24 protein-coding genes, 1 tRNA gene and 1 other RNA gene are annotated in these 22,476 nt (G+C 40.7%); 8 read left to right on the forward strand and 18 right to left on the reverse strand.

What is annotated here, in order from left to right:
- Positions 1–140 precede the first annotated feature (140 nt).
- The 3 genes from QMQ21_RS05840 to QMQ21_RS05850 are packed head-to-tail and all read right to left on the reverse strand — an operon-like array spanning position 141 to position 3,738.
- Entirely contained in the window at positions 141–2,093 is a 1,953-nt protein-coding gene (locus QMQ21_RS05840) for a fructose-specific PTS transporter subunit EIIC (protein WP_261814084.1), read from the reverse strand.
- Complete coding sequence (pfkB, locus tag QMQ21_RS05845; protein WP_261814085.1) at positions 2,090–3,001, reverse strand: 1-phosphofructokinase; 912 nt, start codon at positions 2,999–3,001, stop codon at positions 2,090–2,092. The genes QMQ21_RS05840 and pfkB overlap by 4 nt, the downstream gene beginning before the upstream one ends.
- On the reverse strand, positions 2,998–3,738 hold the full coding sequence (locus QMQ21_RS05850) for a DeoR/GlpR family DNA-binding transcription regulator (protein WP_000920651.1): 741 nt from the start codon (positions 3,736–3,738) through the stop codon (positions 2,998–3,000). Before QMQ21_RS05850 ends, pfkB begins: the two co-directional genes overlap by 4 nt.
- Positions 3,739–3,899: 161 nt before the next feature.
- On the opposite strand from QMQ21_RS05850, the gene QMQ21_RS05855 reads away from it, so the two are divergent.
- Positions 3,900–3,987 (forward strand) — tRNA-Ser (locus QMQ21_RS05855).
- A gap of 78 nt (positions 3,988–4,065) precedes the next feature.
- Here QMQ21_RS05855 and QMQ21_RS05860 read toward each other — a convergent pair.
- The 5 genes from QMQ21_RS05860 to QMQ21_RS05880 form a co-directional block, all read right to left on the reverse strand.
- Positions 4,066–5,400, reverse strand: a complete 1,335-nt coding sequence (locus tag QMQ21_RS05860) for an Nramp family divalent metal transporter (RefSeq protein ID WP_000094601.1) — start codon at positions 5,398–5,400, stop codon at positions 4,066–4,068.
- A 397-nt stretch (positions 5,401–5,797) separates the two neighbouring features.
- Positions 5,798–6,145, reverse strand: a transfer-messenger RNA (tmRNA) gene (gene ssrA / locus QMQ21_RS05865).
- 61 nt (positions 6,146–6,206) lie between these two features.
- On the reverse strand, positions 6,207–6,842 hold the full coding sequence (locus QMQ21_RS05870; RefSeq protein ID WP_000290665.1) for an SGNH/GDSL hydrolase family protein: 636 nt from the start codon (positions 6,840–6,842) through the stop codon (positions 6,207–6,209).
- A 1-nt stretch (position 6,843) separates the two neighbouring features.
- On the reverse strand, positions 6,844–7,671 hold the full coding sequence (locus QMQ21_RS05875) for an HAD family hydrolase (RefSeq protein WP_000153519.1): 828 nt from the start codon (positions 7,669–7,671) through the stop codon (positions 6,844–6,846).
- Positions 7,672–7,692: 21 nt separating this feature from the next.
- The gene (locus QMQ21_RS05880) at positions 7,693–9,018 is read right to left on the reverse strand and encodes a CapA family protein (RefSeq protein WP_261814086.1); all 1,326 of its coding nucleotides are present in this window, start codon (positions 9,016–9,018) and stop codon (positions 7,693–7,695) included.
- Positions 9,019–9,192: 174 nt separating this feature from the next.
- Between QMQ21_RS05880 and def the strand changes: the two genes are divergently transcribed.
- Together def and rlmB are read left to right on the forward strand one after the other, a co-directional pair.
- Entirely contained in the window at positions 9,193–9,804 is a 612-nt protein-coding gene (def, locus tag QMQ21_RS05885; RefSeq protein WP_045611905.1) for a peptide deformylase, read from the forward strand.
- Positions 9,805–9,848: 44 nt separating this feature from the next.
- Positions 9,849–10,577, forward strand: a complete 729-nt coding sequence (gene rlmB / locus QMQ21_RS05890; RefSeq protein WP_024057830.1) for a 23S rRNA (guanosine(2251)-2'-O)-methyltransferase RlmB — start codon at positions 9,849–9,851, stop codon at positions 10,575–10,577.
- A 38-nt stretch (positions 10,578–10,615) separates the two neighbouring features.
- Here rlmB and trxB read toward each other — a convergent pair whose 3' ends face one another.
- From trxB to QMQ21_RS05925, 7 genes are all read right to left on the reverse strand, one after another.
- Complete coding sequence (trxB, locus tag QMQ21_RS05895; RefSeq protein ID WP_261814087.1) at positions 10,616–11,527, reverse strand: thioredoxin-disulfide reductase; 912 nt, start codon at positions 11,525–11,527, stop codon at positions 10,616–10,618.
- A gap of 65 nt (positions 11,528–11,592) precedes the next feature.
- A complete protein-coding gene (locus QMQ21_RS05900) occupies positions 11,593–11,817 on the reverse strand; it encodes a DUF4059 family protein (protein ID WP_000926599.1) in 225 nt (74 codons plus the stop codon).
- A gap of 77 nt (positions 11,818–11,894) precedes the next feature.
- On the reverse strand, positions 11,895–12,638 hold the full coding sequence (locus QMQ21_RS05905) for an amino acid ABC transporter ATP-binding protein (RefSeq protein WP_000590982.1): 744 nt from the start codon (positions 12,636–12,638) through the stop codon (positions 11,895–11,897).
- Positions 12,638–13,438, reverse strand: coding sequence for an amino acid ABC transporter permease (locus QMQ21_RS05910; protein WP_001103445.1), 801 nt, complete (start codon positions 13,436–13,438; stop codon positions 12,638–12,640). The genes QMQ21_RS05905 and QMQ21_RS05910 overlap by 1 nt, the downstream gene beginning before the upstream one ends.
- A 157-nt stretch (positions 13,439–13,595) precedes the next feature.
- Positions 13,596–13,952 carry an arsenate reductase family protein gene (locus QMQ21_RS05915; RefSeq protein WP_000889083.1) on the reverse strand — a complete coding sequence of 119 codons (357 nt, stop codon included), beginning with the start codon at positions 13,950–13,952 and terminating at the stop codon, positions 13,596–13,598.
- A gap of 12 nt (positions 13,953–13,964) precedes the next feature.
- On the reverse strand, positions 13,965–14,474 hold the full coding sequence (locus tag QMQ21_RS05920) for a methylated-DNA--[protein]-cysteine S-methyltransferase (RefSeq protein ID WP_020903509.1): 510 nt from the start codon (positions 14,472–14,474) through the stop codon (positions 13,965–13,967).
- Entirely contained in the window at positions 14,474–14,968 is a 495-nt protein-coding gene (locus QMQ21_RS05925; RefSeq protein WP_000405856.1) for a GNAT family N-acetyltransferase, read from the reverse strand. The genes QMQ21_RS05920 and QMQ21_RS05925 overlap by 1 nt, the downstream gene beginning before the upstream one ends.
- Before the next feature lie 134 nt (positions 14,969–15,102).
- Here QMQ21_RS05925 and QMQ21_RS05930 point away from each other — a divergent pair, with 134 nt between their 5' ends.
- Positions 15,103–15,549: a DUF1836 domain-containing protein gene (locus QMQ21_RS05930; protein WP_261814089.1), complete on the forward strand. Its 447-nt coding sequence runs from the start codon at positions 15,103–15,105 to the stop codon at positions 15,547–15,549.
- On the forward strand, positions 15,546–16,193 hold the full coding sequence (gene trhA, locus QMQ21_RS05935) for a PAQR family membrane homeostasis protein TrhA (protein WP_001098000.1): 648 nt from the start codon (positions 15,546–15,548) through the stop codon (positions 16,191–16,193). The genes QMQ21_RS05930 and trhA overlap by 4 nt, the downstream gene beginning before the upstream one ends.
- Positions 16,194–16,212: 19 nt before the next feature.
- On the opposite strand, the gene pdxT is transcribed toward trhA, so the two are convergent.
- The 3 genes from pdxT to nox form a co-directional block, all read right to left on the reverse strand.
- A complete protein-coding gene (pdxT, locus tag QMQ21_RS05940; RefSeq protein ID WP_261814090.1) occupies positions 16,213–16,794 on the reverse strand; it encodes a pyridoxal 5'-phosphate synthase glutaminase subunit PdxT in 582 nt (193 codons plus the stop codon).
- Positions 16,795–17,670: a pyridoxal 5'-phosphate synthase lyase subunit PdxS gene (gene pdxS, locus QMQ21_RS05945; protein ID WP_031237274.1), complete on the reverse strand. Its 876-nt coding sequence runs from the start codon at positions 17,668–17,670 to the stop codon at positions 16,795–16,797.
- Positions 17,671–17,822: 152 nt separating this feature from the next.
- Positions 17,823–19,202: a H2O-forming NADH oxidase gene (gene nox, locus QMQ21_RS05950; protein ID WP_024057824.1), complete on the reverse strand. Its 1,380-nt coding sequence runs from the start codon at positions 19,200–19,202 to the stop codon at positions 17,823–17,825.
- 308 nt (positions 19,203–19,510) lie between these two features.
- On the opposite strand from nox, the gene QMQ21_RS05955 reads away from it, so the two are divergent.
- From QMQ21_RS05955 to QMQ21_RS05965, 3 genes are read left to right on the forward strand one after another with little or no spacing between them, the layout of a single operon-like run.
- Entirely contained in the window at positions 19,511–20,434 is a 924-nt protein-coding gene (locus tag QMQ21_RS05955) for an FAD:protein FMN transferase (RefSeq protein ID WP_004256850.1), read from the forward strand.
- Positions 20,435–20,493: 59 nt separating this feature from the next.
- On the forward strand, positions 20,494–21,099 hold the full coding sequence (locus tag QMQ21_RS05960) for an NADPH-dependent FMN reductase (RefSeq protein ID WP_020903507.1): 606 nt from the start codon (positions 20,494–20,496) through the stop codon (positions 21,097–21,099).
- Between the two features lie 18 nt (positions 21,100–21,117).
- Positions 21,118–22,362: an NAD(P)H-dependent oxidoreductase gene (locus QMQ21_RS05965; protein ID WP_261814091.1), complete on the forward strand. Its 1,245-nt coding sequence runs from the start codon at positions 21,118–21,120 to the stop codon at positions 22,360–22,362.
- Positions 22,363–22,476: the final 114 nt, after the last annotated feature.

Genomic DNA, 22,476 nt, shown 5'->3' on the forward strand with positions numbered 1-22,476 from the left:
AAACGGTCCAATCTTTTCATTTTATATCTAATACTCAATGAAAATCAAAGAGCAAACTAGGAAGCTAGCCGCAGGCTGTACTTGAGTACGGCAAGGCGATGCTGACGTGGTTTGAATTTGATTTTCGAAGAGTATAAGTTTTATGCTTGGGGTTTACGTAGATAACCATAGACCACACCACTTACAATTGCTCCTACCAAGACAGAAACGAGGTAAAGGAGAGCATTTGAAGTAAGGGCGATAACGAAGATTCCTCCGTGTGGCGCCATGAGTTTGATACCAGTAAGACCAACGAGGCCACCTGCTACTGCTGAACCAAGGATGAAGCTTGGGATCGCACGAGCTGGGTCAGCGGCACCAAATGGAATTGCTCCCTCAGTGATAAATGACAAGCCCATGATAATGTTTGTCAAACCAGAGTTGCGTTCTTCTTTAGTAAATTTGTCTTTAAAGAGAAGAGTTGCGACAAAGATTGCAAGTGGTGGTACCATTCCTCCAGCCATAACTGCTGCCATAGCCACAGAACCACCTGAAGAAACAGTCGCTGCAAGCGTACCTGTACCAAATACATAAGCCGCTTTGTTAACTGGTCCACCCATGTCAACAGCCATCATTCCACCAAGGACGATACCGAGAAGGACAGCTGAACCACCTCCAAGACCGCCTAGGAAGTCATTCATAGCAGTGTTGATTGCTGCCATCGGGATGTTAACAGCTAGCATGACAAATCCAGTCAAGATTGTTCCAAGAAGTGGCAAGAGAAGAATTGATTTAGCACCTTCGAGTGAACGAGGAACTTTAACGTATTTCTTGATAGCAAGAACTAAAGCACCTGCGATAAATCCACCAACAAGGGCACCTAGGAAACCAGATGAGACACCTGCAAGAGTTGAAGTTGCTTCACCACCTGCGGCATAAGGAATTTTACCAAAGGCAAAACCTTCTTTGGCAATAGCACCAGCCACGAAACCTGCTACCAAACCTGGTTTTTCAGCGATAGAGTAGGCAACATAACCTGCAAAGACTGGGAGCATCAAACCAAAGGCAGCTCCACCAATTTTCATAAACATAGAAGCTAGCTCATGGTAGGAACCAAGATTACCAAGATTTTCATTTGGAACACCCAAAGCACCGTCAATCAAGAAGGCAAGGGCAATCATGATACCACCACCTATAACGAATGGCAACATTTGAGATACACCACTCATCAAGTGTTTGTAGAAGGCACCACCAAGGCTTTGTTTTTCGTTGCTTGCTGTCGAAGCTTTTGCTCCATTAGCAGCACGGTAGACTTCAGCATCTCCTGAAAGAGCCAAGTTAATCAATTCTTCTGTTTTACGGATACCGTCAGCAACTGGACGATTGATCAATGGTTTGCCATCGAAACGATCCATCTCAACCGCCTTGTCTGCAGCGATGATAACAGCTTTAGCCTTGCGGATGTCCTCAGCAGTTAGTTGGTTTCCAACACCGCTAGCACCGTTGGTTTCAACCTTGATTCCAACACCCATTTCAGCAGCCACTTTTTGAAGGGCTTCTTGAGCCATGTAAGTGTGAGCAATACCTGTTGTACAAGCTGTAACAGCAACGATAAACTCATCAGAGTCATTAGTAGGTGCTTGAACAGGCTCTTCAGTTTTTTCGGAAGCTTTGTCAAAAAGTTCGATAACTTGGTCAGCTGATGTTACTTGACGAAGTTTGTCAGCAAAACCGTCTTTTATCAAGTATTGAGACAATTCTGCCAAGGCTGCCAAGTGAGTATCATTGGCACCTTCTGGAGCCGCAATCATGAAGAAGAGGTCAGTTGCTTGTCCATCCAAGCTCTCATAATCAACACCCTTATTTGACTTAGCAAAGAGAACTGTCGCTTCTTTGACAGCAGCATTTTTGCTGTGAGGCATTGCGATTCCGTCACCCAAACCTGTAGAAGTCAAAGCTTCACGTGCCAAAATACCTTCTTTAAATGTTTCAAAATCTGTCACATAACCGTGATCTACCAAACTTTTAATCATTTCTTCGATGACAGCTGTTTTTTCAGTTGCCTGCAAATCCAGCAACATGACATCTTTTCTCAATAGGTCTTGAATTTTCATCGTTTTTCTACCTCAACTTTTTCATATGTTTCTTTAATAAATTCTGCCGTTGCCAAGTCATCTGAGAATGTCGTTGCTGTTCCACAAGCAACTCCCCATTTGAAGGATTCTACTACATCTTTAGATTTGACAAATTCACCTGTAAATCCAGCAACCATAGAGTCACCAGCTCCAACTGAATTTTTGACTGTTCCCTTGATAGGTTTGGCGAAGTAAGCTCCCTCAGATGTGACAAGAAGGGCACCATCACCAGCCATAGAGATAATCACATTTTGAGCACCTTTAGCTAGGAGTTCTCGAGCGTATTTCTCAATTTCATCTAAACTTTCGAGTTTCACTCCAAAAATCGCTCCAAGCTCGTGATTATTTGGTTTGACCAAAAGTGGCTGGTAGTCCAAACTATCAATCAAGGTCTGTCCTTCAAAGTCACAAACCACTTGCGCACCAGTCTGCCGCGTCAAGGCAATCAAATCCTTGTAGATGACATTTCCTAGGTTTTTAGCACTCGAACCCGCAAACACAACCGTATCATCTGCTGTCAGACTAGATAAAATAGCTTTCAATTCTTCTAACTGGGCTGGTTCGACATTTGGACCCGTTCCGTTGATTTCTGTCTCTTGGTCTGCTTTGATTTTAACATTGATACGAGTATCTTCTGCCACTTGGACAAAACGTGACTCGATTTCTTCCTCTACCAAAGTATCTGTGATAAATTTACCAGTAAAACCTCCGATAAATCCAGTCGCTGTATTTTGAATATCTAAGCGCTTCAAGACACGACTGACATTAATTCCTTTCCCACCAGCAAACTTATCATCACTGTCCATACGATTGACACTACCGACTTGGACTTGTTCCAAACGAACGATATAGTCAATGGATGGATTGAGTGTGACTGTATAAATCATACTTCTATTACCTCCGTTTTCTCCTTAATAGCCTGCAAGAGCTCATGCCCTTGACTTGTGATAACAATAGCTCGTTTGAGTGGTGCTACCTTGGCAAAGCAAGTTTGTCCAATTTTAGACGAATCCACCAAGACATAGGTCTGTTTGGCATTTTCTAAAATAGCACGCTTCACAGCTCCCTCTTCCATATCAGGAGTCGTATAATAACCATCGTCCACACCATTCATCCCGATAAAGGCACGGTCAAAGTGCAATTGATTAATCTGGTTAAGAGCAACGCCCCCGATACTAGCATCTGTCGCCATCTTGACACTTCCTCCAACCATGACAGTTGGAATCTGCTTTTCAACCAACTGAGCGGCATGGTGAATCGAATTTGTCACAACAGTAATATTCTTATTAACCAATTCATGAATCAAAAAAGCAGTTGTTGTTCCAGCATCGATAAAGATGACATCTTGTTCCTTGATGAGAGAGGCTGCCTTCTGAGCCAGCAACTTCTTTTCTTGAAGGTTTTTGACAGATTTTTCTTGAATGGTTTCTTCTTCCTGCAAGGAATGGGGCAATTCTGCTCCACCATGCACGCGACGAAGCTTGTTTTCCGCTTCCAACTCATCCAAATCTCTTCGAACCGTTGATTCTGACGTTTCTAACAAACTAACTAATTTTTCTAGAGAAACTACATGATGTTGATTTAACTCCTCTAAAATCAGTTGCTTCCGCTCTGTTTTTAACACTGAATCACCTCCTGTTATCGTTTACACTATTCATTCTATCACACTTTCTTTCAAAGTCAAGCGCTTTTTGTCATTTTCTTTCAAAATCTATCATTTTTCTTATTTCCAAAATTTTTATTGCAAGATAAGAGCCTTTATGGTAGACTATTTGAGTAAGTATTGGAAGATTACTCAAGAGGCTTAAGAGGCCGTGTTGGAAACGCGGTAGGCGTGTAACAGCGTGCGTGGGTTCGAATCCCATGTCTTCCGTTTATTTTAAAAAAGATACCCAAGAAATCTTGGGTATCTTTTTTCTTATATGCTTGTTTTATAACTCGGGTGAATTTCTTAGAAAATATCAAATAACAATTTCACATTGAGAATTGTTAAGATAATGGAAACGATATAGCCAAGGATGGTATTCCATTTGGCATTGGTAAATTCTCCCATCAGTGATTTCTTAGAAGTTAGATAAATCAGTGGGAAGATTGAAAATGGAAGAGCAATCGAAAGAAAGACTTGTGAATAAACCAATAACTGATCTAATGTTTTTTCCTGATGACCAAACAGAACCGCTACAATCATGACAGGCAACAAGGCAAAGAGACGAGTTGCCAAACGAATGAACCATTGAGGTAATCTCATATGCAAGAAACCTTCCATAACGATTTGTCCAGTCAAGGTACCCGTAATTGTCGAATTTTGACCACTGGCTAATAAAGCCAAGGCAAACAAGGTTGATAAGGTCGAGCTAGCTATAGCTCCTGCAATAGTAGAATCCTGCAAGGCATTATACATTTGAGAGAAGGCAGAAATCTCAGATGCATGGCCGAAAAAGAGAGCCGCCCCGAGAATTAATAGAAGGGAGTTAACCACAAAGGCCAAGGATAATTGGAGATTTGAATCCCAGGTCATAAAGCGCACGGCTTTTCGAACATCATTCTTGTCCTTGTGATTGATTTTCCGAGTTTGTGACAAGGAAGAATGCAAATAGAGGTTATGGGGCATAACCGTTGCTCCCACGATCCCTAGTGCCAAGGTTAATTGACTTTCATGCCCTGGCAAGGGACTTTCAAATAAGGTTGCATTCGGTAGATAACCCTCAACGATTCCTTGGAAGCTTGGATGTGACAAAGCTACCAGATAGGTAAAAATTGCTAGAATGGTTAAAATCAGTGTTGTCACAATAGCTTCAATCTTCTTAAAGCCAAATTTCATCAGAAGCAATAAGAGAAAAACATCCAACACGGTCAAGAGAATTGCTATCATAATCGGAATCTTAAAGAGAAGATTGAGAGCAATCGCTGAACCTAGAACTTCTGCCAGATCTGTCGCCATCAAGGCTAATTCTAAAATCACCCATAGACTATAACGAAGCCATTTAGGTGAATGATGAGCCGTTGCTTGAGCCAGGTCCATCTGGGTTACAATACCAAGCTTTCCTGCCATCTGCTGAAGTTGCATGGCAATGAGAGATGAAATCAAGATAACAAACAAGAGACTATACTTATAGGAAGCACCACCGACTACACTGGTAATCCAGTTTCCTGGATCCATATAACCAACTGCGACAAGAGCACCCGGACCTAAAAAGGCATTTAAATTTTGCCAGAAATGATTGTTATTTGGAGTATCGATAGATTGATTAATCTCAGAGAGTGACACTTTTTTATGAGAAGACATAGATACTTACCTCTTTCTAAACCTACTTTTTCATTATTTTCTATTAGAGAAAAATAAGATTGACTTTAAACTATTAAAACAATGAAAACTATATGAAAAACATTTAGTTTTTTCATTATTTTTCTTAAGGTACCTTAATATTTTTCTTAAGGCACCTTAATTATAACACAAAAATGAAAACTATATGAAAAACATTTAGTTTTTTCATTATTTTTCTTAAGGCACCTTAATTATAACAGAAAATATGATAAAAACTTAAGAAAATTCAGGACTTGATTTAATATTTAGGATACAACAAAATGTTGTATTCTTTTTTTGCAAAAGAATACCAAAGAATAAAATAAAAAACGTTGTAAAAACAACGTTTTAGAAAGATTTACAAAACAATGTAAATTATCAATGGAGCCGGTGGGAGTCGAACCCACGTCCAAACATCTGCTAACATATTTGTCTACAACCATAGGTTATGTATTCGTTTAACAGTCCCTCGACACATAACTCAAGCCTAGAAACCGCGAGTCTATCAATCTCTTATCAAGCCGCTAGACAAGACTTGATCGTATCTCGCTAATAATAAGACCTGTCATTGAACACGAGCAATCCAAATCGGGTCACGCCTGCTGGTTTTTAGGCAGCTAGAGCGTAAGAAGTGTTATTTTTTGCAGTTATATTTAACTGAGCGTTTACGTCGCCACACGAGTCGCAAAATATGCCTCATAATGCCTGTCGAATCCGTAACGACCCCAAAAGACAATAAAACCATTATACCTTATCTAACACAAAAATGCAAAAAGGAAAGCAATTAACTACAAAAGATAGTCTTTCAAAGATTTTGTCAAAACCTGATAACCAGCAACACTAAGGTGCAACCCATCAGTTGTATAATCTTTTTTGAGTTGACCTGCCTGGTCTGTCAAACTATCAAAAACTGGCACAAATTCTACCTGCATATAGGCAGAAGCAAGCTCTTGATAGGCTTGATTCCATTTCTGAATTTTTTCATTCGTGCGGATATAGACTGTCTGCTTGTACTCTTCTCCCTCATTGACTGGCAAAATAGAAAGCAATTTAATCTCAGTCAATGGATAATCGCGAGCAATGGATTGTATGATAGCTTCGAGGTTATTGAGAGCCTCATTCACAGGCACATCTTTTCCGATATCATTTGTCCCAATCAAAAGGACAATTTTATCTACTGCTCCACCGTACAGATGCGCATCTAGATTTTCTAATAACAGCCCTGTCTGATACCCTCGAATGCCTCGATTGACAATCGTCTTCGAAGTCCCAAACAGTTCCTGCAGAGGATAATATTCGACAATAGAATCCCCAATAAAAAGAATGTCTGGCTCTACAACAGAAACCTGATTTAAGTGACGATACTTGGTTTGGATTTTTTCTTGTTCCTTTAGTAACCAATTTTCTAATAACTGTACTGCCACTTCATTCTCCTTTTTCTAACCAGTTTTCCAAGATTTGATAAACTCCTCCTTGGCTATTGGCTGGCGCTAGAGCAGTAGCCACAGCTTTGGCTTTATCATCAGCATTTTCCATCGCATAGGCAATTCCAGCCATTTCAAGCATTTCAACATCATTTTCACTGTCACCAAAAGCCATGATTTGTTGGGAGGTCAAGTCCCAGCGCTTGAGTAATTCTTCCAAGCCCCATGCTTTATGAATTCCAGCTTGAAGGATATCAATGCAACCATAGCCACTCGATACAGCACGAACACGGCCATCAAAGAGGTCATTGATTTCTTCCAAGACCGAACTCAAACGTTCCTCACCAACAACCATACTCATCTTGAGCACACCACCAAAGAGGTCAGAGGTTAATTCGTCCACAAATTGCATCCGTTGGTAGAATTTTTCAATCATTTCTGGAGTCATAAAACTTTCAAGGTCTGTAAAAATCGTACCTTCTTTGACGAAACCACCCTTCATAGACGTTACAACAAACTGATCCTGACACGCTCGACCCTTAAAATGAGCCAAAGCCTTATCGACAATGGCATCATCCCAAGTCTGAGCCTGAATCAGTTCATTGTTTTCAAAAATACGAGCACCGTTTGCAACAACCAGAACCACCCGATCGACCAAGTGCTCCAGTAGTTGCCTCATGCGGTGAATTTCATTCCCAGTCGCAATGACAAAACGAATACCCCTTTGATCCAACTGATCTAAAATCTTTTCCAAACGTGGGAGATCAAGCTGGCCTCTAGCATCCAGCAAGGTCCCATCCATATCTGTTGCAATTACCTTAATCGTCATTTACTTTCCTCTGGATTCAAGCTAGTCCCACTTCAATCCCACATGTTCGTTCATTTCTTTGTAGGCTGTATCAATTCGTTCCTTAGTCGCTTCATCTAACTGGTCACGATGACTACCACCCTCGATAAAATCTTCTAAGATATAAGTTTGGTATAGGAATAGTGGATAACCTTCTGGAGAATAGGTTCCTTTTGGTGTACGGTTTACCCAAGAAGGATGCGCTTTGGCAGTTTCGATTGTCGTCTTACCGGCTTTTTTCTTAACAGTCACATCCATGAGCACGCCACGCTCTGTCCACTTAGCATTCTCTTCATCTTGCATGGTTTCAATTCGTTGATTGGAAATGAAGTTCCCCATTGAATAGATAATGAGTTTCTTGTCCCCATCTTTTTCAACCGTTTCAGATAGTTCAACTACGTGAGGGTGCCCTCCAAAGATAATATCAGCTCCCCAATCAATCATCTTGTGATAAAGAGCCTTTTGTTCTTCAGTTGGTTCCAAGCGATACTCCACACCCATCTGAGGCATGATAATGGTGATATCCGCTTCCTTCTCTGCCCGTTCAATTTCAGCCTTCATCTTGTCTTCATTTAGGTCTGAAAGATAGCGGGTATAGTCTTCTTGAGAAATACTTTGCTCAATTCCATTAAAACCATAAGAATAGGCCAAAAGTGCAACCTTGATACCGTTCACTTCCTTAATAACCAGTGGAGCTTGATCACGTGACTCATGCGTATACACTCCAATAGGTGTCATTCCTGCCTTTTCAATAGCATCTGCTGTTGAAACCACACCTTCTATTTGTGAATCTAGGATATGGTTATGCGCCAAGTCTAGCACTTGATAACCGGCATCCTTGATGGCATCCATGACTTCTCCAGGTGCATTAAATAGCGGATAACCAGCCAAATAGTGGTCCTTATTCACAGTACCTTCAAAATCACCTAAAATCAAGTCTGCTTGTTTGAGCCATGGTTTTACATATTCAAAATTTTCATGGAAATCATAGGTCCCATCTTCTTTTAAAGCAGAACGATAGATGGGAATGTGATAGAGGAGGTCCCCGTTGGCCATAATTCTAGCAGTTTTCTCCTCGTCCTGATCTTTAGCATTTTGGTTCGTCTTATTTGCTTCTTGAGAAATGGCATCCTTTTTTTGACTGGTTAAAGGGATTCCTTGGAAGCTTTCAAACAACAAGACCAAGCCCATTGATAAAGCAACTGCTAGCAAGAGTATGGCCACAAATCCTTTATTACTCCACTTGCGATAACTCCTAAAAAAGTTTACCAAACCCCTCATAAAACGAAAAGCTGAACCACGCTGATTTCGATCTTGTCTTCTTTGCATCTTCATTCTCCCTACTTTCTAATGCAAGCCTTTTCTTTTTATTATATCACAGATAAGTAATTCTTTCACAATTGAATCGAACCTAGTAGGCATTTTCTATAAAAGCTCAATGCCGTAATGCTTTCAATCCTTGTCATTTTGTGATATCATGTAGAGGTAATGAAAGGAGAGAAAATGTCTGCAATAGAACGTATTACAAAAGCTGCTCATTTAATTGATATGAACGATATTATCCGCGAGGGGAATCCGACTCTACGTGCGGTTGCTGAGGAAGTCACTTTCCCCTTGTCTGACCAGGAAATCATTCTCGGTGAAAAGATGATGCAATTCCTCAAACATTCCCAAGATCCTGTCATGGCTGAAAAGATGGGGCTCCGAGGTGGTGTTGGACTTGCTGCTCCTCAATTAGATATCTCAAAACGTATTATCGCTGTTTTGGTACCAAACATTGTTGAAGAAGGTGAAACTCCGCAGGAAGCCTACGACTTACAAGCCATTATGTACAATCCAAAAATCGTCTCTCACTCTGTTCAAGACGCTGCTCTTGGCGAAGGAGAAGGTTGCCTCTCTGTTGACCGCAATGTGCCTGGCTATGTTGTTCGCCATGCTCGCGTTACTGTTGACTACTTTGACAAGGACGGCGAAAAACACCGTATCAAGCTCAAAGGCTACAACTCCATCGTTGTTCAGCATGAAATTGACCACATCAACGGAATCATGTTTTACGATCGTATCAATGAAAAAGACCCATTTGAAGTTAAAGATGGTCTACTGATTCTTGAATAAATAAAATCCCGTTGCAAGACGGGGTTTTGTGTTATAATAGAGGCATGAAAACAAATGATATTGTCTATGGCGTCCACGCCGTTACCGAAGCCCTCCTTGCAAACACAGGGAACAAACTTTACCTCCAAGAAGATCTCCGAGGTAAGAATGTTGAGAAAGTCAAGGAACTGGCTACAGAAAAGAAGGTATCCATTTCTTGGACCTCAAAAAAATCCCTCACTGAGATGACTGAAGGTGCTGTTCATCAAGGTTTTGTTCTACGAGTGTCTGAATTTGCCTATAGCGAGCTGGATCACATCCTTGCCAAAACACGCCAAGAAGAAAATCCACTGCTATTGATTCTGGATGGTCTAACTGATCCCCATAATCTAGGTTCTATCTTGCGAACAGCCGATGCGACCAACGTTTCAGGTGTCATCATTCCCAAGCACCGTGCTGTCGGAGTTACTCCTGTCGTTGCCAAAACGGCCACAGGTGCTATTGAACACGTTCCAATTGCCCGAGTGACCAACCTCAGTCAAACCTTAGACAAACTCAAGGATGAAGGGTTCTGGACCTTTGGAACGGATATGAATGGTACTCCTTGCCACAAGTGGAATACAAAAGGGAAAATCGCCCTCATCATCGGAAATGAAGGAAAAGGCATCTCTAGCAACATCAAAAAACAAGTTGATGAGATGATTACCATTCCTATGAATGGACATGTTCAAAGTCTCAATGCCAGTGTTGCTGCAGCCATCCTCATGTACGAAGTTTTTCGAAATAGACTATAAAAAAGTTTCCAGTCATCTGATTGGAAACTTTTTTATGATTAACTATGTTCTGTAATAAACTTGTAAGCTTCTTGACCTGCGATAGCGCCATCTCCAACTGCTGTTGTCACTTGACGAAGGTCTTTCTGGCGAACATCTCCAACTGCAAAGATACCGTCAACTGCAGTTTTCATGTGGTTATCTGTCACAATCCAACCTGCCTGATCTTGGATATTCAATTCTTTAACAAAATCGCTAAGAGGATCCAATCCAACATAGATAAAGACACCACCGAAGGCTTGTTCTGTCACTTGACCTGTTTTCACATTTTCAAAAACGACAGATTCTACTCTGTTTTCACCCTTGATTTCCTTCACTACAGAATCCCAGATAAAGCTGATTTTCTCATTCGCAAAGGCGCGGTCTTGTAAAACCTTTTGGGCACGAAGTTGGTCACGACGGTGAACAATGGTAACAGTCTTAGCAAAACGAGTCAAGAAGAGGGCTTCTTCGACAGCTGAATCTCCGCCACCAACTACCAACAAATCTTGGTCACGGAAGAAAGCACCATCACACACGGCACAGTAAGAAACACCACGACTGTTCAGTTCTTCTTCTCCAGGTACTCCCAAAGGACGGTGTTTAGAGCCAGTCGCTACGATAACGGTACGAGTTTCATATGTTTGGTCATCAGTCATCACTTTCTTAAAATCACCATGGTCTTCGACATTTTCAACATAACCATAAATGTGCTCAACACCAAGATTTTCAAGCGGTTCAAACATCTTTTCTGCCAATTCTGGCCCACTAATATTAGCGTATCCAGGGTAATTTTCAATATCAGATGTATTATTCATCTGACCACCTGGCAGACCACCTTCAATCAAGCCTACTTTCAGATTGCTTCGAGCAGCATACAAGGCTGCAGTCATACCTGCAGGTCCAGCACCGATAATAATAGTATCGTACATATAGTTTCCTTCTTTCTTGTTGTAACTATCTTTATTCTAACTCTTTCTTGTCAATCACGCAAGGATTATGCCTTGAAAACAAGAATTAAACTCATAACCGCAAAGGATAATACTGGAACAACCAAAACACCAATCATAATCATATCATAGAGATGGGCTTGGCGAGCCTTGGCTGTCTTATCAACTCCCGACATGGCTCTCAGTCCAATCCAAATCCCTAAAAAAATCAGGACGAGGATGGTGGTCAAGATCAAACTCTCGAAATATAAAGAAAATAGTTGCAGTAGCATGATTTCTCTCATTTCTATCTTTTTTAAAGAGTAAACTCAGCTAGTCCAGCTAACTGAGTTTTTCTTTATCTATTATATCAAATATAAGTCCGTTTGTAACTAGCGAAGAATTCTTTTGTTCGCTCTTCTTTAGGATGGTGGATAATCTCATCCGGTGTTCCAGACTCAATGATTTTCCCCTTATCTAGGAAGAGAATCTTATCCGCAACTTGAGCTACAAAGGACATGTCATGACTAACCAAAATCATGGTTTGACCTGACTTAGCAGCATCTGCAATAGACTTTTCTACTTCGCCGACCAATTCTGGATCAAGGGCTGAAGTTGGTTCGTCTAAGAGCAAGACATCTGGTTTCATCGCAAGTGCACGCGCTAGGGCAACCCGTTGCTTCTGTCCACCTGATAAATGGCGAGGATAATGGTTTTCACGGTCTGAAAGCCCAACCTTAGCCAACTCTTCCTTGGCAATCTTGGTTGCTTCTTGGTCGGATAATTTCTTGACAACAACCAAGCCTTCTTTCACATTATCAAGTGCTGTTCGGCGTTCAAACAAATTAAACTGTTGGAAAACCATAGACAACTTACGGCGTAGGGCAAGGATTTCTTCTTGAGTGATTTTAGAAAAATCAACTGAGAAATCATCAATCTGAATAGAGCCACTGTCAGGTGTTTCAAGATAATTGAGACTACGAAGGAAGGTTGATTTTCCAGCTCCTGAAGAACCAATCAAGGCTACAACTTCCCCTTTTTGAATATCCAAGTTCAGATGATCCAAGACAGTCTGTCCTGAAAAGGATTTGCTTAAATTCGAAATCTTAATCATTAACGAAGGTCTCCTTTCACATCTGTTTGCACTGTATCGGGTGCAGAAATAGCCATTTTTCTCTCGATGAAACGACCAAGGCTTTCAATTCCGATATTGACTACCCAATAAACAAGGGCAACGGAGATAAAGCGTTCAAAGTAGCGGTAATCAGCTCCACCCAAAATCTGAGCTTGGGCAAAGACTTCCACAACACCCGCACTAAAGGCTAGAGAAGTTCCTTTGGTCAAGCCGATTAGGGAATTGATTAAGGTTGGAGTCGCCACAACGGCCGCATTTGGAATAATCACGCGACGATAAACTTGCGCTCGGGTCATCCCCAGACTGCGTGCCGCCTCAATCTCACCAGGATTGACTGAGAGAATGGCTGCACGAATGGTTTCACTAGCATAAGCTGCTTCATTAAAGGCAAAGGCGACAATTGCAAAAGCAGCGGCTGGAATCGCATTGATATTGAAACCAGTTCCCCATTGCTGATTGAGAGCTTTCAAAGCCAAAGGAATTCCGTAGTAGGTCAACATGAGTTGCACCAAAATCGGTGTCCCTTTTAAGAAGCTAACAAAGAAGGCCTGCAAGGGGTATAAAATTTTGACACGATTGATCTTCACAATGGCAAAAAGAAGCGCCAAAACCAAGCCAAAAAGAGCACCACCAATGGTCAACATAATCGTTATTGGAAGTTGTTGGACAATTCTCGGGATTCCATCAAAGACCGAACGCAAGCTAAAAAGCTTGCCATCCGGAATCAATTGCATCAAGTTTTGGTACCAATCTGATGCTAAAATCGTTGTAACATTCATAAAAACATCCTCTCCTGATAATGATTCATTCTACCATACTTTTGCCGTCAATGAAATTATTTGCTACGGTCAGGTACAGACTTTGTCTACCTACTAGTTTATCATACTTTGAAACAGGGAGGTTATATATTTTATCTATCAAAGAGATAGATAAAAACTATTTCAATCCCAATTCTTCATAAGCTTTTCGATAACCGATTTGCTTAACAGTTCCATTTTCTACTAAAATGGGGCGTTTTAACAACATACCGTCGCTTGCTAGCAACTCAGCTGCTTCTTGGTTTGACAGACTTCCTACCTTATCTTTCAGCCCCAATTCACGGTATTTGATCCCACTGGTGTTGAAAAATTGCTTCAACTCAAAACCCGAGGTTTCTAGCCAATTTAAAATGACTTCTTGGCTAGGTGTTTCTTCAACGATATGGATGGCTTTATAGTCCACACCGAGTTGGTTTAATTCTTGTTTTGCTTTTTTACAAGTTGAACATTTTGGATATTCGATAAATTCTAACATGTCTTTCACTTTCTATTTTATATCTTTAAAATCTGCGCCTTCATGCTCCAAGAGCCAAGCTTTCTTTTCCACTCCTGCAGCATAACCTGTCAGACGCTTGCCAGCTCCCAGCACCCGATGACAAGGTACTAGGATAGACCACGGATTGCGTCCCACTGCCCCACCAATTGCTTGAGCAGAATCCACTTGTAGCTCTTGGGCTATTTGTCCATAGGTCACTGTCTGACCATAAGGAATTCCCTGTAGATAGGACCAAACTCGCTTTTCAAAATCCGTTCCGATTGGAGCCAAGGGCAAGTCGGATAAATCCTGAGACTTGCCTTTAAAGTAATCATCTAAGCAAGCAATAACTGGATCTAAAATTGGATGACTAACAACTGCTTCTATCGTCTCATCTCCTAGTCCTCTCTCAAAATGCTTCTGCTCCTGCACCCAAATGCCATACAGATATTGCTCGTCGGCAACCAAAGACAAGGTTCCTATTGGCGAAAAGTAGAGCATTTTTACGTACATCTTTTGCATTATTTCTTTAATTTTTGATAGGCCAAGCGTTCGCCATCAACAGGCACTTTACCAACCTGTTTAAAACCAAGTTTTTCAAAAATATGCTGCATGACCTTGTTTGCAACATGCGTATCTGAGCGAAAATCTAGATAGTCAAAACCTTCAATCAAGCCCTCTAAGAAGGTTTGAGCAACGCCCTGTCCCTGTACATCTGCTGCCACAGCAATACGGTGAAAGACTAGGTACTCTGACTCCCCAGCTTGCCAGTTTCCTTCATAAATGGCTTCATAGGCTGCCTCTGGACTCTTGGTCACAGCTGCATAAGCTAGTAATTCTCCCTCTTCCAAGGCTACATAGGCTTGACCTGAGATAATATCCTCAATAATAATATCAGCATTTGGATAACCATTTTGCCACTGGTCACTACCAGCATCTGCTAAACATTTTTTAGCATCCTCCATCACCTGCATGATGGTATCTACTTCATTTGGAAAAGCTAAACGAATTTCCATCTTTTCTCCTCATTTCTGACTAGTTTCTCCCATCATAGCATAATTTAAGCCTTTTCACAAGCAGTTAAAACTTGACTTTCTGTTTTTGTTATTTTATAATCTAGTTATCAAAACTAGATAAAAAGGAGTTGCAAATGAAAACTACCTTTTCCTACCCAAAATGGGCAGAAATTCCAAACATTGACCTCTATCTGGACCAGGTTTTACTCTATGTCAATCAGGTCTGCGCCCCTATCTCTCTTGATAAAGACAAGGGCCTGACAGCATCTATGGTCAATAATTATGTGAAACATGGTTACCTGACAAAACCTGATAAGAAAAAATACCAACGCCAACAGATTGCCCGTTTGATTGCTATCACAACCCTCAAGTCTGTCTTTTCTATTCAAGAAATAGCTCAGACACTTAATACTCTCCAAACTCAAGCAAGTTCAGACCAACTCTACGATGCTTTTGTGGACTACATGAACCAAGGAATTGACCCAGCTAACCCCATTATCCAAACCAGCTGCCAAACCGTTAAACTCTATCATCAAACCCTAGCCTTAATCGATCATACTCAAGAGGAGGTAATCCAATGAACACTAGTCTTAAACTCAGCAAACAACTCAGTTTCGGAGAAGAGATTGCTAATAGTGTGACCCATGCCGTAGGTGCAGTCATCATGCTCATCTTACTGCCTATTTCATCAACCTATAGTTATGAGACACACGGATTTTTATCCTCTATCGGCGTTTCCATTTTCGTTATTAGTCTCTTTCTCATGTTCCTATCATCCACCATTTATCACTCTATGGCCTATGGTTCGACCCACAAATATGTCTTGCGAATCATTGACCATTCTATGATTTATGTTGCTATTGCTGGCTCTTATACACCTGTCGTACTGACTTTGATGAATAACTGGTTTGGCTATCTGATTATTGCTATCCAGTGGGGAACGACCATCTTTGGTATTCTCTATAAAATCTTTGCTAAAAAAGTCAATGAGAAATTTAGCCTTGCTCTTTACCTGATTATGGGCTGGTTGGTTCTGGCTATCATTCCTGCCATTATCAGTCAAACAACGCCAATTTTCTGGAGTCTCATGGTAACTGGCGGACTCTGTTATACAGTTGGAGCTGGATTTTACGCCAAGAAAAAACCTTATTTCCACATGATTTGGCATCTCTTTATCCTAGCAGCATCTGCCCTCCAATACATTGCCATTGTTTATTATATGTAAAAAAGTTGAGAATTTTTTCTCAACTTTTTTCTTTACACATATTGATAAAGTACTGGTGCAAGCTTACATCATCAGTCAATTCTGGATGAAAGGAAGTTACCAGCATATTTTTTTCTTGGGCTGCAACGATTTGATTGTCAACTGTTGCTAGAATTTCTACATCTTCTCCAACACTACTGATAATCGGCCCGCGAATAAAGGTCATCGGAATCTTGCCAACTCCCTTACATTCTGCTTCCGTATAGAAACTTCCTAGTTGGCGCCCATAGGCATTGCGCTTGACTACCATATCCATAGTTCCTAGATGACTCTCTTCCTGAGAAGTAATTTCCTTAGCCAGCAAAATTAAACCTGCACAGGTCCCAAACACTGGTAAGCCAGATAGAATGGCTTCTCGAATGGGAATCAGCATGTCCTGCTCACGTAAGAGCTTGCCCATGGTTGTAGATTCTCCACCAGGTAATATCAATCCCGACAAATCACTCTGATGTTTCTGAAAATCATCTAGATTTCTGATTTCAACACTCTCGACACCTAATTGATCTAGCACTTTTGCATGTTCTGCAAAGGCACCTTGCAAGGCCAATATTCCAATTTTCATCTATTTTCCTCGCTCAGCCATGAGGATTTGGATTTCATTTTCATTAATACCCACCATGGCTTCTCCTAAATCTTCAGAAATTTGAGCCAGGATTTGAGGATTTCGGAAGTTAGTCACAGCCTTAACAATAGCACTCGCTCGTTTAACAGGATCTCCTGACTTGAAAATACCTGAACCGACAAAGACGCCCTCTGCCCCTAATTGCATCATCAGCGCAGCATCTGCTGGTGTTGCAACACCTCCAGCAGCAAAGTTTACAACTGGCAATTTTCCATGCTCATGGACGTATTGAACCAATTCTACAGGGACTTGTAAGTCCTTAGCAGCAACATAAAGTTCGTCCACACGTAGATTTTGAATGCGGCGAATTTCCTGATTCATCATACGCATATGACGAACAGCTTGGACGATATCCCCCGTACCTGGTTCTCCTTTTGTACGAATCATAGAAGCACCTTCAGCGATACGACGCAAGGCTTCACCCAAGTCCTTAGCCCCACATACAAAAGGAACTTGGAATTCTTTCTTATCCACGTGGAAACGGTCGTCAGCTGGAGATAGAACTTCACTCTCATCGATATAGTCAATTTCGATAGCCTCTAAAATCTGAGCTTCAACAAAATGCCCAATTCTGACCTTGGCCATTACTGGAATGCTAACCGCTTCTTGGATTTCCTTAATCATCTTTGGATCACTCATACGTGAAACCCCACCAGCTGCACGAATATCAGCTGGAATCCGCTCCAAGGCCATCACAGCTGCCGCACCAGCAGCTTCTGCAATACGGGCCTGTTCAGGGTTCTGAACGTCCATGATAACCCCACCTTTAAGCATCTGTGCCAAGTTTTTATTTAGTTCATAACGATTTTCAGTCATTTCTTTATCCTCATCATTTGTATTGGTAGCTACCATTTCATTTTAAGTTAGATTAAAATGAAGTACAAGATAAAAAAAACGTAATTGTGTGGGTACAGATTGGCTAAAAAAACTATCTGACCTTAGCTTAAGGCCAGATAGTTCATCAAATTTTATTTTTCAGCTGTAAGGGCAGCCATTGTGATGTAGTTATATGGTTTGTTGAAGTGTGGCAAGAAGAATAGGTCTGTCAATGCCAATTTATCAATTGTCACATGCTCTTGGATAGCAAGTGAGAACATGTGGATTCCCATGCTGATTGCAGAATCGTGTGAAACCATTTGTGCACCAAGAATTTCACGGCTATCTTTGTCAAAGACAATCTTGATGGCAACTTCATGGTTGTCATGCTTCATAAATTCTGGTTTTTGAAGATCGTTAAAGCCTGTTTCAGTTGCATTGTAACCAGCAGCTTTCGCTTTTTCAAGAGTCAAACCAGTTGAAACCATGTGAAGACCGTAGATTGAGATACCGTTTGATCCTTGAACACCGATTCCTTCCAATTCATGTCCACATGCGTTATATGCACCAACGATACCAGTACGAACAGCGTTTGAAGCAAGCGCGATGTAGCTAGTGTCTTTACGAGCGTTGTCATAAACAGTCGCACAGTCACCTACTGCGTAAACGCCTGGGATAGATGTTTCTTGTTTTTTGTCTACAAGGAAGGCACCGTTACGGAATAGTTCAATTTTTCCATCAGCAAGGGCTGTGTTTGGACGGAAACCAACTGCAAGGATAACCATATCCACATCAAAAGTTTCTTTATCAGTAATCAAGCGTTCAACTTTACCGTCACCCTCGATTGCTTTAACAGTTTGACCAAGCGCCAAGCGGATGTTGTGGTCTTCCAAGTTCTTCGCCATCATTTGTGTGAAGTCTTTGTCATAGTAACCGTTCAAAACAGTATCAACGATATCAACAAGGACAACTTCTTTTCCAAGACGTTCAAAGGCTTCAGCAAGTTCAACACCGATATAACCACCACCAACAACGGCGATTCGGTCAAGGTGTTGACTCTTATCAGACAATTTGTGAATCACTTCTTCAGCGTTTTGGTACAATTTCACAAATTGTACGTTTTCAAGAGTTGCTTTAAATTCACGGTTTCCTTTAACAATTTCAACACCTTCGATTGGTGGCAAGATTGGTGTAGAACCTGTAGCGAAAATCAATTTTTCATATGATTCTTTGTGCTCTTTTCCTTCAACTTCCGCTGTAACTACTTTGTTATCATAGTCTATTGAAAGAACTGGTGAATTCATGTATACCTTAGCACCTTTAGCTTCCAATTTTTCTTTATCAGAATAGAACAAGCCTTCAGCACCGTCAATTTGTTCACCAATCCAGAGGGCCATTCCACATCCTAGGAAAGAAATGTTAGAGTTTTGGTCAAATACAACGATTTCGTTCTCATTTCCAAAGTTATCCAACATAGTGTTAATACATGCTGTACCAGCGTGGTTAGCACCAACTACAACGATTTTACTCATAGAAAAATTCCTACCTTCAATTTTAAATTTACCTTTCTAGTATAACATTTACTGTTAGCGTTTACAAGAGTTTAGCTAATTTTCCCGTTTTTTTTGTAAAAAAATGTAAATAATCTGTATTTTATCAGTCTTTCTTACAATTACTCTTTATTTTCTGAGCATATTTCTTGACAAGTTTACAAATTTTATTTGTGAAAACGCTGACTTTATGGTATGCTAGTATCATGAAAAGAAAATGTAAGGGGTTAAATTTAATATAAATTTACTATATTTCAGTCTTCTTTTCATAAAAGAAAGGAGTTGGTAGCTTGCCTCTTAGTTCACATTCCGAACGGCTAATGGGGACTACTATCACTATTTCATTAGTAGATGAGCGAGCCGATAGCTTGATCCAGAAATCCTTTGATTTACTCAGAGAGCTCGAATACCGCTTCAATGCCAATAGCCAAGAATCTGAGTTGATGGAAATCAATCATCAAGCTGGAATAGCCCCCGTCAAGGTTCATCCAGACCTGTTCGAACTGATTTCACTTGGATTAGAGCATAGCCTAGCGCCATCTAGCCATCTCAATATCAGCATTGGTCCCTTGATTCAAACCTGGCGTATCGGTTTTTCAGATGCCAAAGTTGCCCAGCCTCAAGAAATCGAATCAATTCTCCCTTTAATCAATCCTCATTATATCGAGTTAGATTCTTCTACTTCTACTGTGTTTCTAAAACAGAAAGGAATGAAGATAGACCTAGGTTGTTTAGCCAAGGGTTATAGTGCGGATAAAGTTGCTCAATTTCTGAGAAAAGAGGGAGTGACATCTGCCTTGATCAATCTGGGAGGGAATATCCTGACTATTGGAAAAAATCAGGCAAGAGGGGATCAGCCTTGGCAAATTGGGATTCAAGACCCAGCCAATCCGAGGGGAAATCACTTAATGACCATCCCTGTTGTCAATAAATCTGTCGTGACTTCAGGCATTTATGAACGTCACCTGACTGTCGATGGAAAAGATTACCATCATATTTTTGACAGCCAAACAGGATATCCTGTTGAAACGGAACTAGCGAGTCTAACAATCATCTCTGATAAATCAGTTGATGGTGAAATCTGGACAACTCGTCTATTTGGAGAAAGACCTGCTTCTATCCTCTGGCAAGTCGAAAGTTTGGAGGGCATCGAAGCTATCCTCATCGATAAGGAAGGTCACCTAAGCTGTTCTTCAGGAATTCCTACTCTATAGAAACAAATGTTTCAATGGAGTTTTAAAATTGTATTATGTAAAAAGAGAAAGGAAATCTCATGTTAAAACTTATTGCTATTGTTGGAACAAATTCAAAACGTTCTACAAACCGCCAATTGCTTCAATACATGCAAAAACACTTTGCTGAAAAAGCTGAAATTGAACTTGTTGAAATTAAAGACATTCCTGTCTTCAACAAACCAGCTGACAAGCAAGTACCTGCTGAAATTTTAGAAATTGCTGCTAAAATTGAAGAGGCAGATGGCGTTATTATTGGTACTCCTGAGTATGACCACTCTATCCCAGCTGTTTTGATGAGCGCTCTTGCTTGGTTGTCTTATGGTATCTATCCACTTTTGAACAAACCAATCATGATTACAGGTGCTTCATATGGTACGCTTGGTTCATCACGTGCCCAATTACAACTTCGCCAAATCTTGAATGCCCCAGAAATCAAAGCAAGTGTCCTTCCAGATGAATTCTTGCTTTCACATTCTCTTCAAGCCTTCAATCCAAGTGGAGTTCTAGTGGATCTTGATGTTATCAAAAAATTAGATGCCACTTTTGACGACTTCCGTATCTTTGTAAAAATTACAGAAAAATTGCGCAACGCACAAGCCCTACTTCGCAAAGATGCTGAAGACTTTGACTGGGAAAATTTGTAAGATAGGAGACCAAAAAGAATGAAATTTATTGGACTTGTAGGATCAAACTACGATCAATCATATAACCGTAAACTCTTGGAATTCATCCGTCGTCACTTCAAACTCAAATTTGAATTAGAAGTTCTCGAAATTGATGAAGTTCCAATGTTTAACCAAGACGAAAAATGGGACGAAAGCTTCCAATTGCGTCTCTTGTATAACAGAATTACGCGTGCTGATGGTGTCATTATTGCTACTCCTGAGCACAACCACACAATCTCAGCTTCTCTTAAATCAGTTCTTGAATGGCTTTCATACGAGGTTCATCCATTTGAAAACAAACCAGTCATGATTGTGGGAGCTTCTTACTACGACCAAGGTACTTCTCGTGCCCAAGTTCACCTTCGTAAGATTCTTGACGCTCCAGGTGTCAATGCCTACACTCTTCCAGGAAATGAATTCCTTCTTGGTAAAGCTAAAGAAGCTTTTGATGTTAATGGAAATATCACGAATGAAGGAACTGTTAATTTCCTTGAAACATGCTTGGACAACTTTGTAAAATATGTGGGAGTCGTTTCAAAATTGAAAAAACCAAAACCAATTGAGCCAGAAGATTTATATTGTACAAATTCAATTGCAACTACTATCCAAGGTGTTGATCCAGATGATCCTGAATGGGTAGAAAAAGCTGCTGAACTTGTTGGAGCTGTTTCTGGAGATACTTACGTTAAATTAGACCACGGTATCTTGACAGTTAACCAACTTGACATGTTCTTGAAAGCAATGCCATTTGAATTGACATTTGCAGATGATAATAATCAATTCTTGTACTTTAATAACGCACACCAAGACCCAGATACAATGTTTGGTAAACGTGTCCGTGCTCAATCAGGAAATAGATTAGGAACAGTACACGGTACATTGCCAGATTCTAGAATGAAAAACGTTGAATGGGTTGTCGGCGTATTGCGTAACGGGGATCAAGAATATGTCCGTACAATTGTGCCGGGAACACCTGAAGGTGTTATTAATACCCATAATTACCAAGCAATGTACTATCCAGATGGTTCATATGCTGGAATTAATGAGATTATCTTTAATTTCCAACCATGGCTTGACTGGTACCTCAATACAACTGGTCAACGTCTAGTTGGTGGAAATGCTGCAGCTCCTGCTGGCGGACATGGTCACGGCAATGCAGATGCTACATCTGGAGCTTCTGATGCAGGTGATGCTGGAGGTCACGGTGGTGGCGCAGACGCTACATCTGGCGCAAGTAACTAATAATAGTTTTAGGAACCATTTTGGTTCCTTTTTAAGTGACAAAAGACCAGCAGTTTGTGTCTGCTAGTCTTTTGGTTATTATTTTATCTATCCTTATTAAAAGAAAGAATATTT

This window comes from Streptococcus bouchesdurhonensis (genome assembly GCF_948472335.1).

Excerpts from the sequence above, each read along its gene's own strand:
- QMQ21_RS05920 (WP_020903509.1), bottom strand. The coding sequence starts at position 14,474 with ATGCAAAAGATGTACGTAAAAATGCTCTACTTTTCGCCAATAGGAACC.
- trxB (WP_261814087.1), bottom strand. The coding sequence starts at position 11,527 with ATGTACGATACTATTATTATCGGTGCTGGACCTGCAGGTATGACTGCA.
- pfkB (WP_261814085.1), bottom strand. The coding sequence starts at position 3,001 with ATGATTTATACAGTCACACTCAATCCATCCATTGACTATATCGTTCGT.
- QMQ21_RS05925 (WP_000405856.1), bottom strand. The coding sequence starts at position 14,968 with ATGGAAATTCGTTTAGCTTTTCCAAATGAAGTAGATACCATCATGCAG.
- QMQ21_RS05860 (WP_000094601.1), bottom strand. The coding sequence starts at position 5,400 with ATGTCTTCTCATAAAAAAGTGTCACTCTCTGAGATTAATCAATCTATC.
- QMQ21_RS05960 (WP_020903507.1), top strand. The coding sequence starts at position 20,494 with ATGTTAAAACTTATTGCTATTGTTGGAACAAATTCAAAACGTTCTACA.
- rlmB (WP_024057830.1), top strand. The coding sequence starts at position 9,849 with ATGAAAACAAATGATATTGTCTATGGCGTCCACGCCGTTACCGAAGCC.
- QMQ21_RS05930 (WP_261814089.1), top strand. The coding sequence starts at position 15,103 with ATGAAAACTACCTTTTCCTACCCAAAATGGGCAGAAATTCCAAACATT.
- QMQ21_RS05915 (WP_000889083.1), bottom strand. The coding sequence starts at position 13,952 with ATGTTAGAATTTATCGAATATCCAAAATGTTCAACTTGTAAAAAAGCA.
- pdxS (WP_031237274.1), bottom strand. The coding sequence starts at position 17,670 with ATGACTGAAAATCGTTATGAACTAAATAAAAACTTGGCACAGATGCTT.
- QMQ21_RS05880 (WP_261814086.1), bottom strand. The coding sequence starts at position 9,018 with ATGCAAAGAAGACAAGATCGAAATCAGCGTGGTTCAGCTTTTCGTTTT.
- QMQ21_RS05965 (WP_261814091.1), top strand. The coding sequence starts at position 21,118 with ATGAAATTTATTGGACTTGTAGGATCAAACTACGATCAATCATATAAC.
- QMQ21_RS05910 (WP_001103445.1), bottom strand. The coding sequence starts at position 13,438 with ATGAATGTTACAACGATTTTAGCATCAGATTGGTACCAAAACTTGATG.
- def (WP_045611905.1), top strand. The coding sequence starts at position 9,193 with ATGTCTGCAATAGAACGTATTACAAAAGCTGCTCATTTAATTGATATG.
- pdxT (WP_261814090.1), bottom strand. The coding sequence starts at position 16,794 with ATGAAAATTGGAATATTGGCCTTGCAAGGTGCCTTTGCAGAACATGCA.
- nox (WP_024057824.1), bottom strand. The coding sequence starts at position 19,202 with ATGAGTAAAATCGTTGTAGTTGGTGCTAACCACGCTGGTACAGCATGT.
- QMQ21_RS05905 (WP_000590982.1), bottom strand. The coding sequence starts at position 12,638 with ATGATTAAGATTTCGAATTTAAGCAAATCCTTTTCAGGACAGACTGTC.
- trhA (WP_001098000.1), top strand. The coding sequence starts at position 15,546 with ATGAACACTAGTCTTAAACTCAGCAAACAACTCAGTTTCGGAGAAGAG.
- QMQ21_RS05840 (WP_261814084.1), bottom strand. The coding sequence starts at position 2,093 with ATGAAAATTCAAGACCTATTGAGAAAAGATGTCATGTTGCTGGATTTG.
- QMQ21_RS05900 (WP_000926599.1), bottom strand. The coding sequence starts at position 11,817 with ATGCTACTGCAACTATTTTCTTTATATTTCGAGAGTTTGATCTTGACC.
- QMQ21_RS05875 (WP_000153519.1), bottom strand. The coding sequence starts at position 7,671 with ATGACGATTAAGGTAATTGCAACAGATATGGATGGGACCTTGCTGGAT.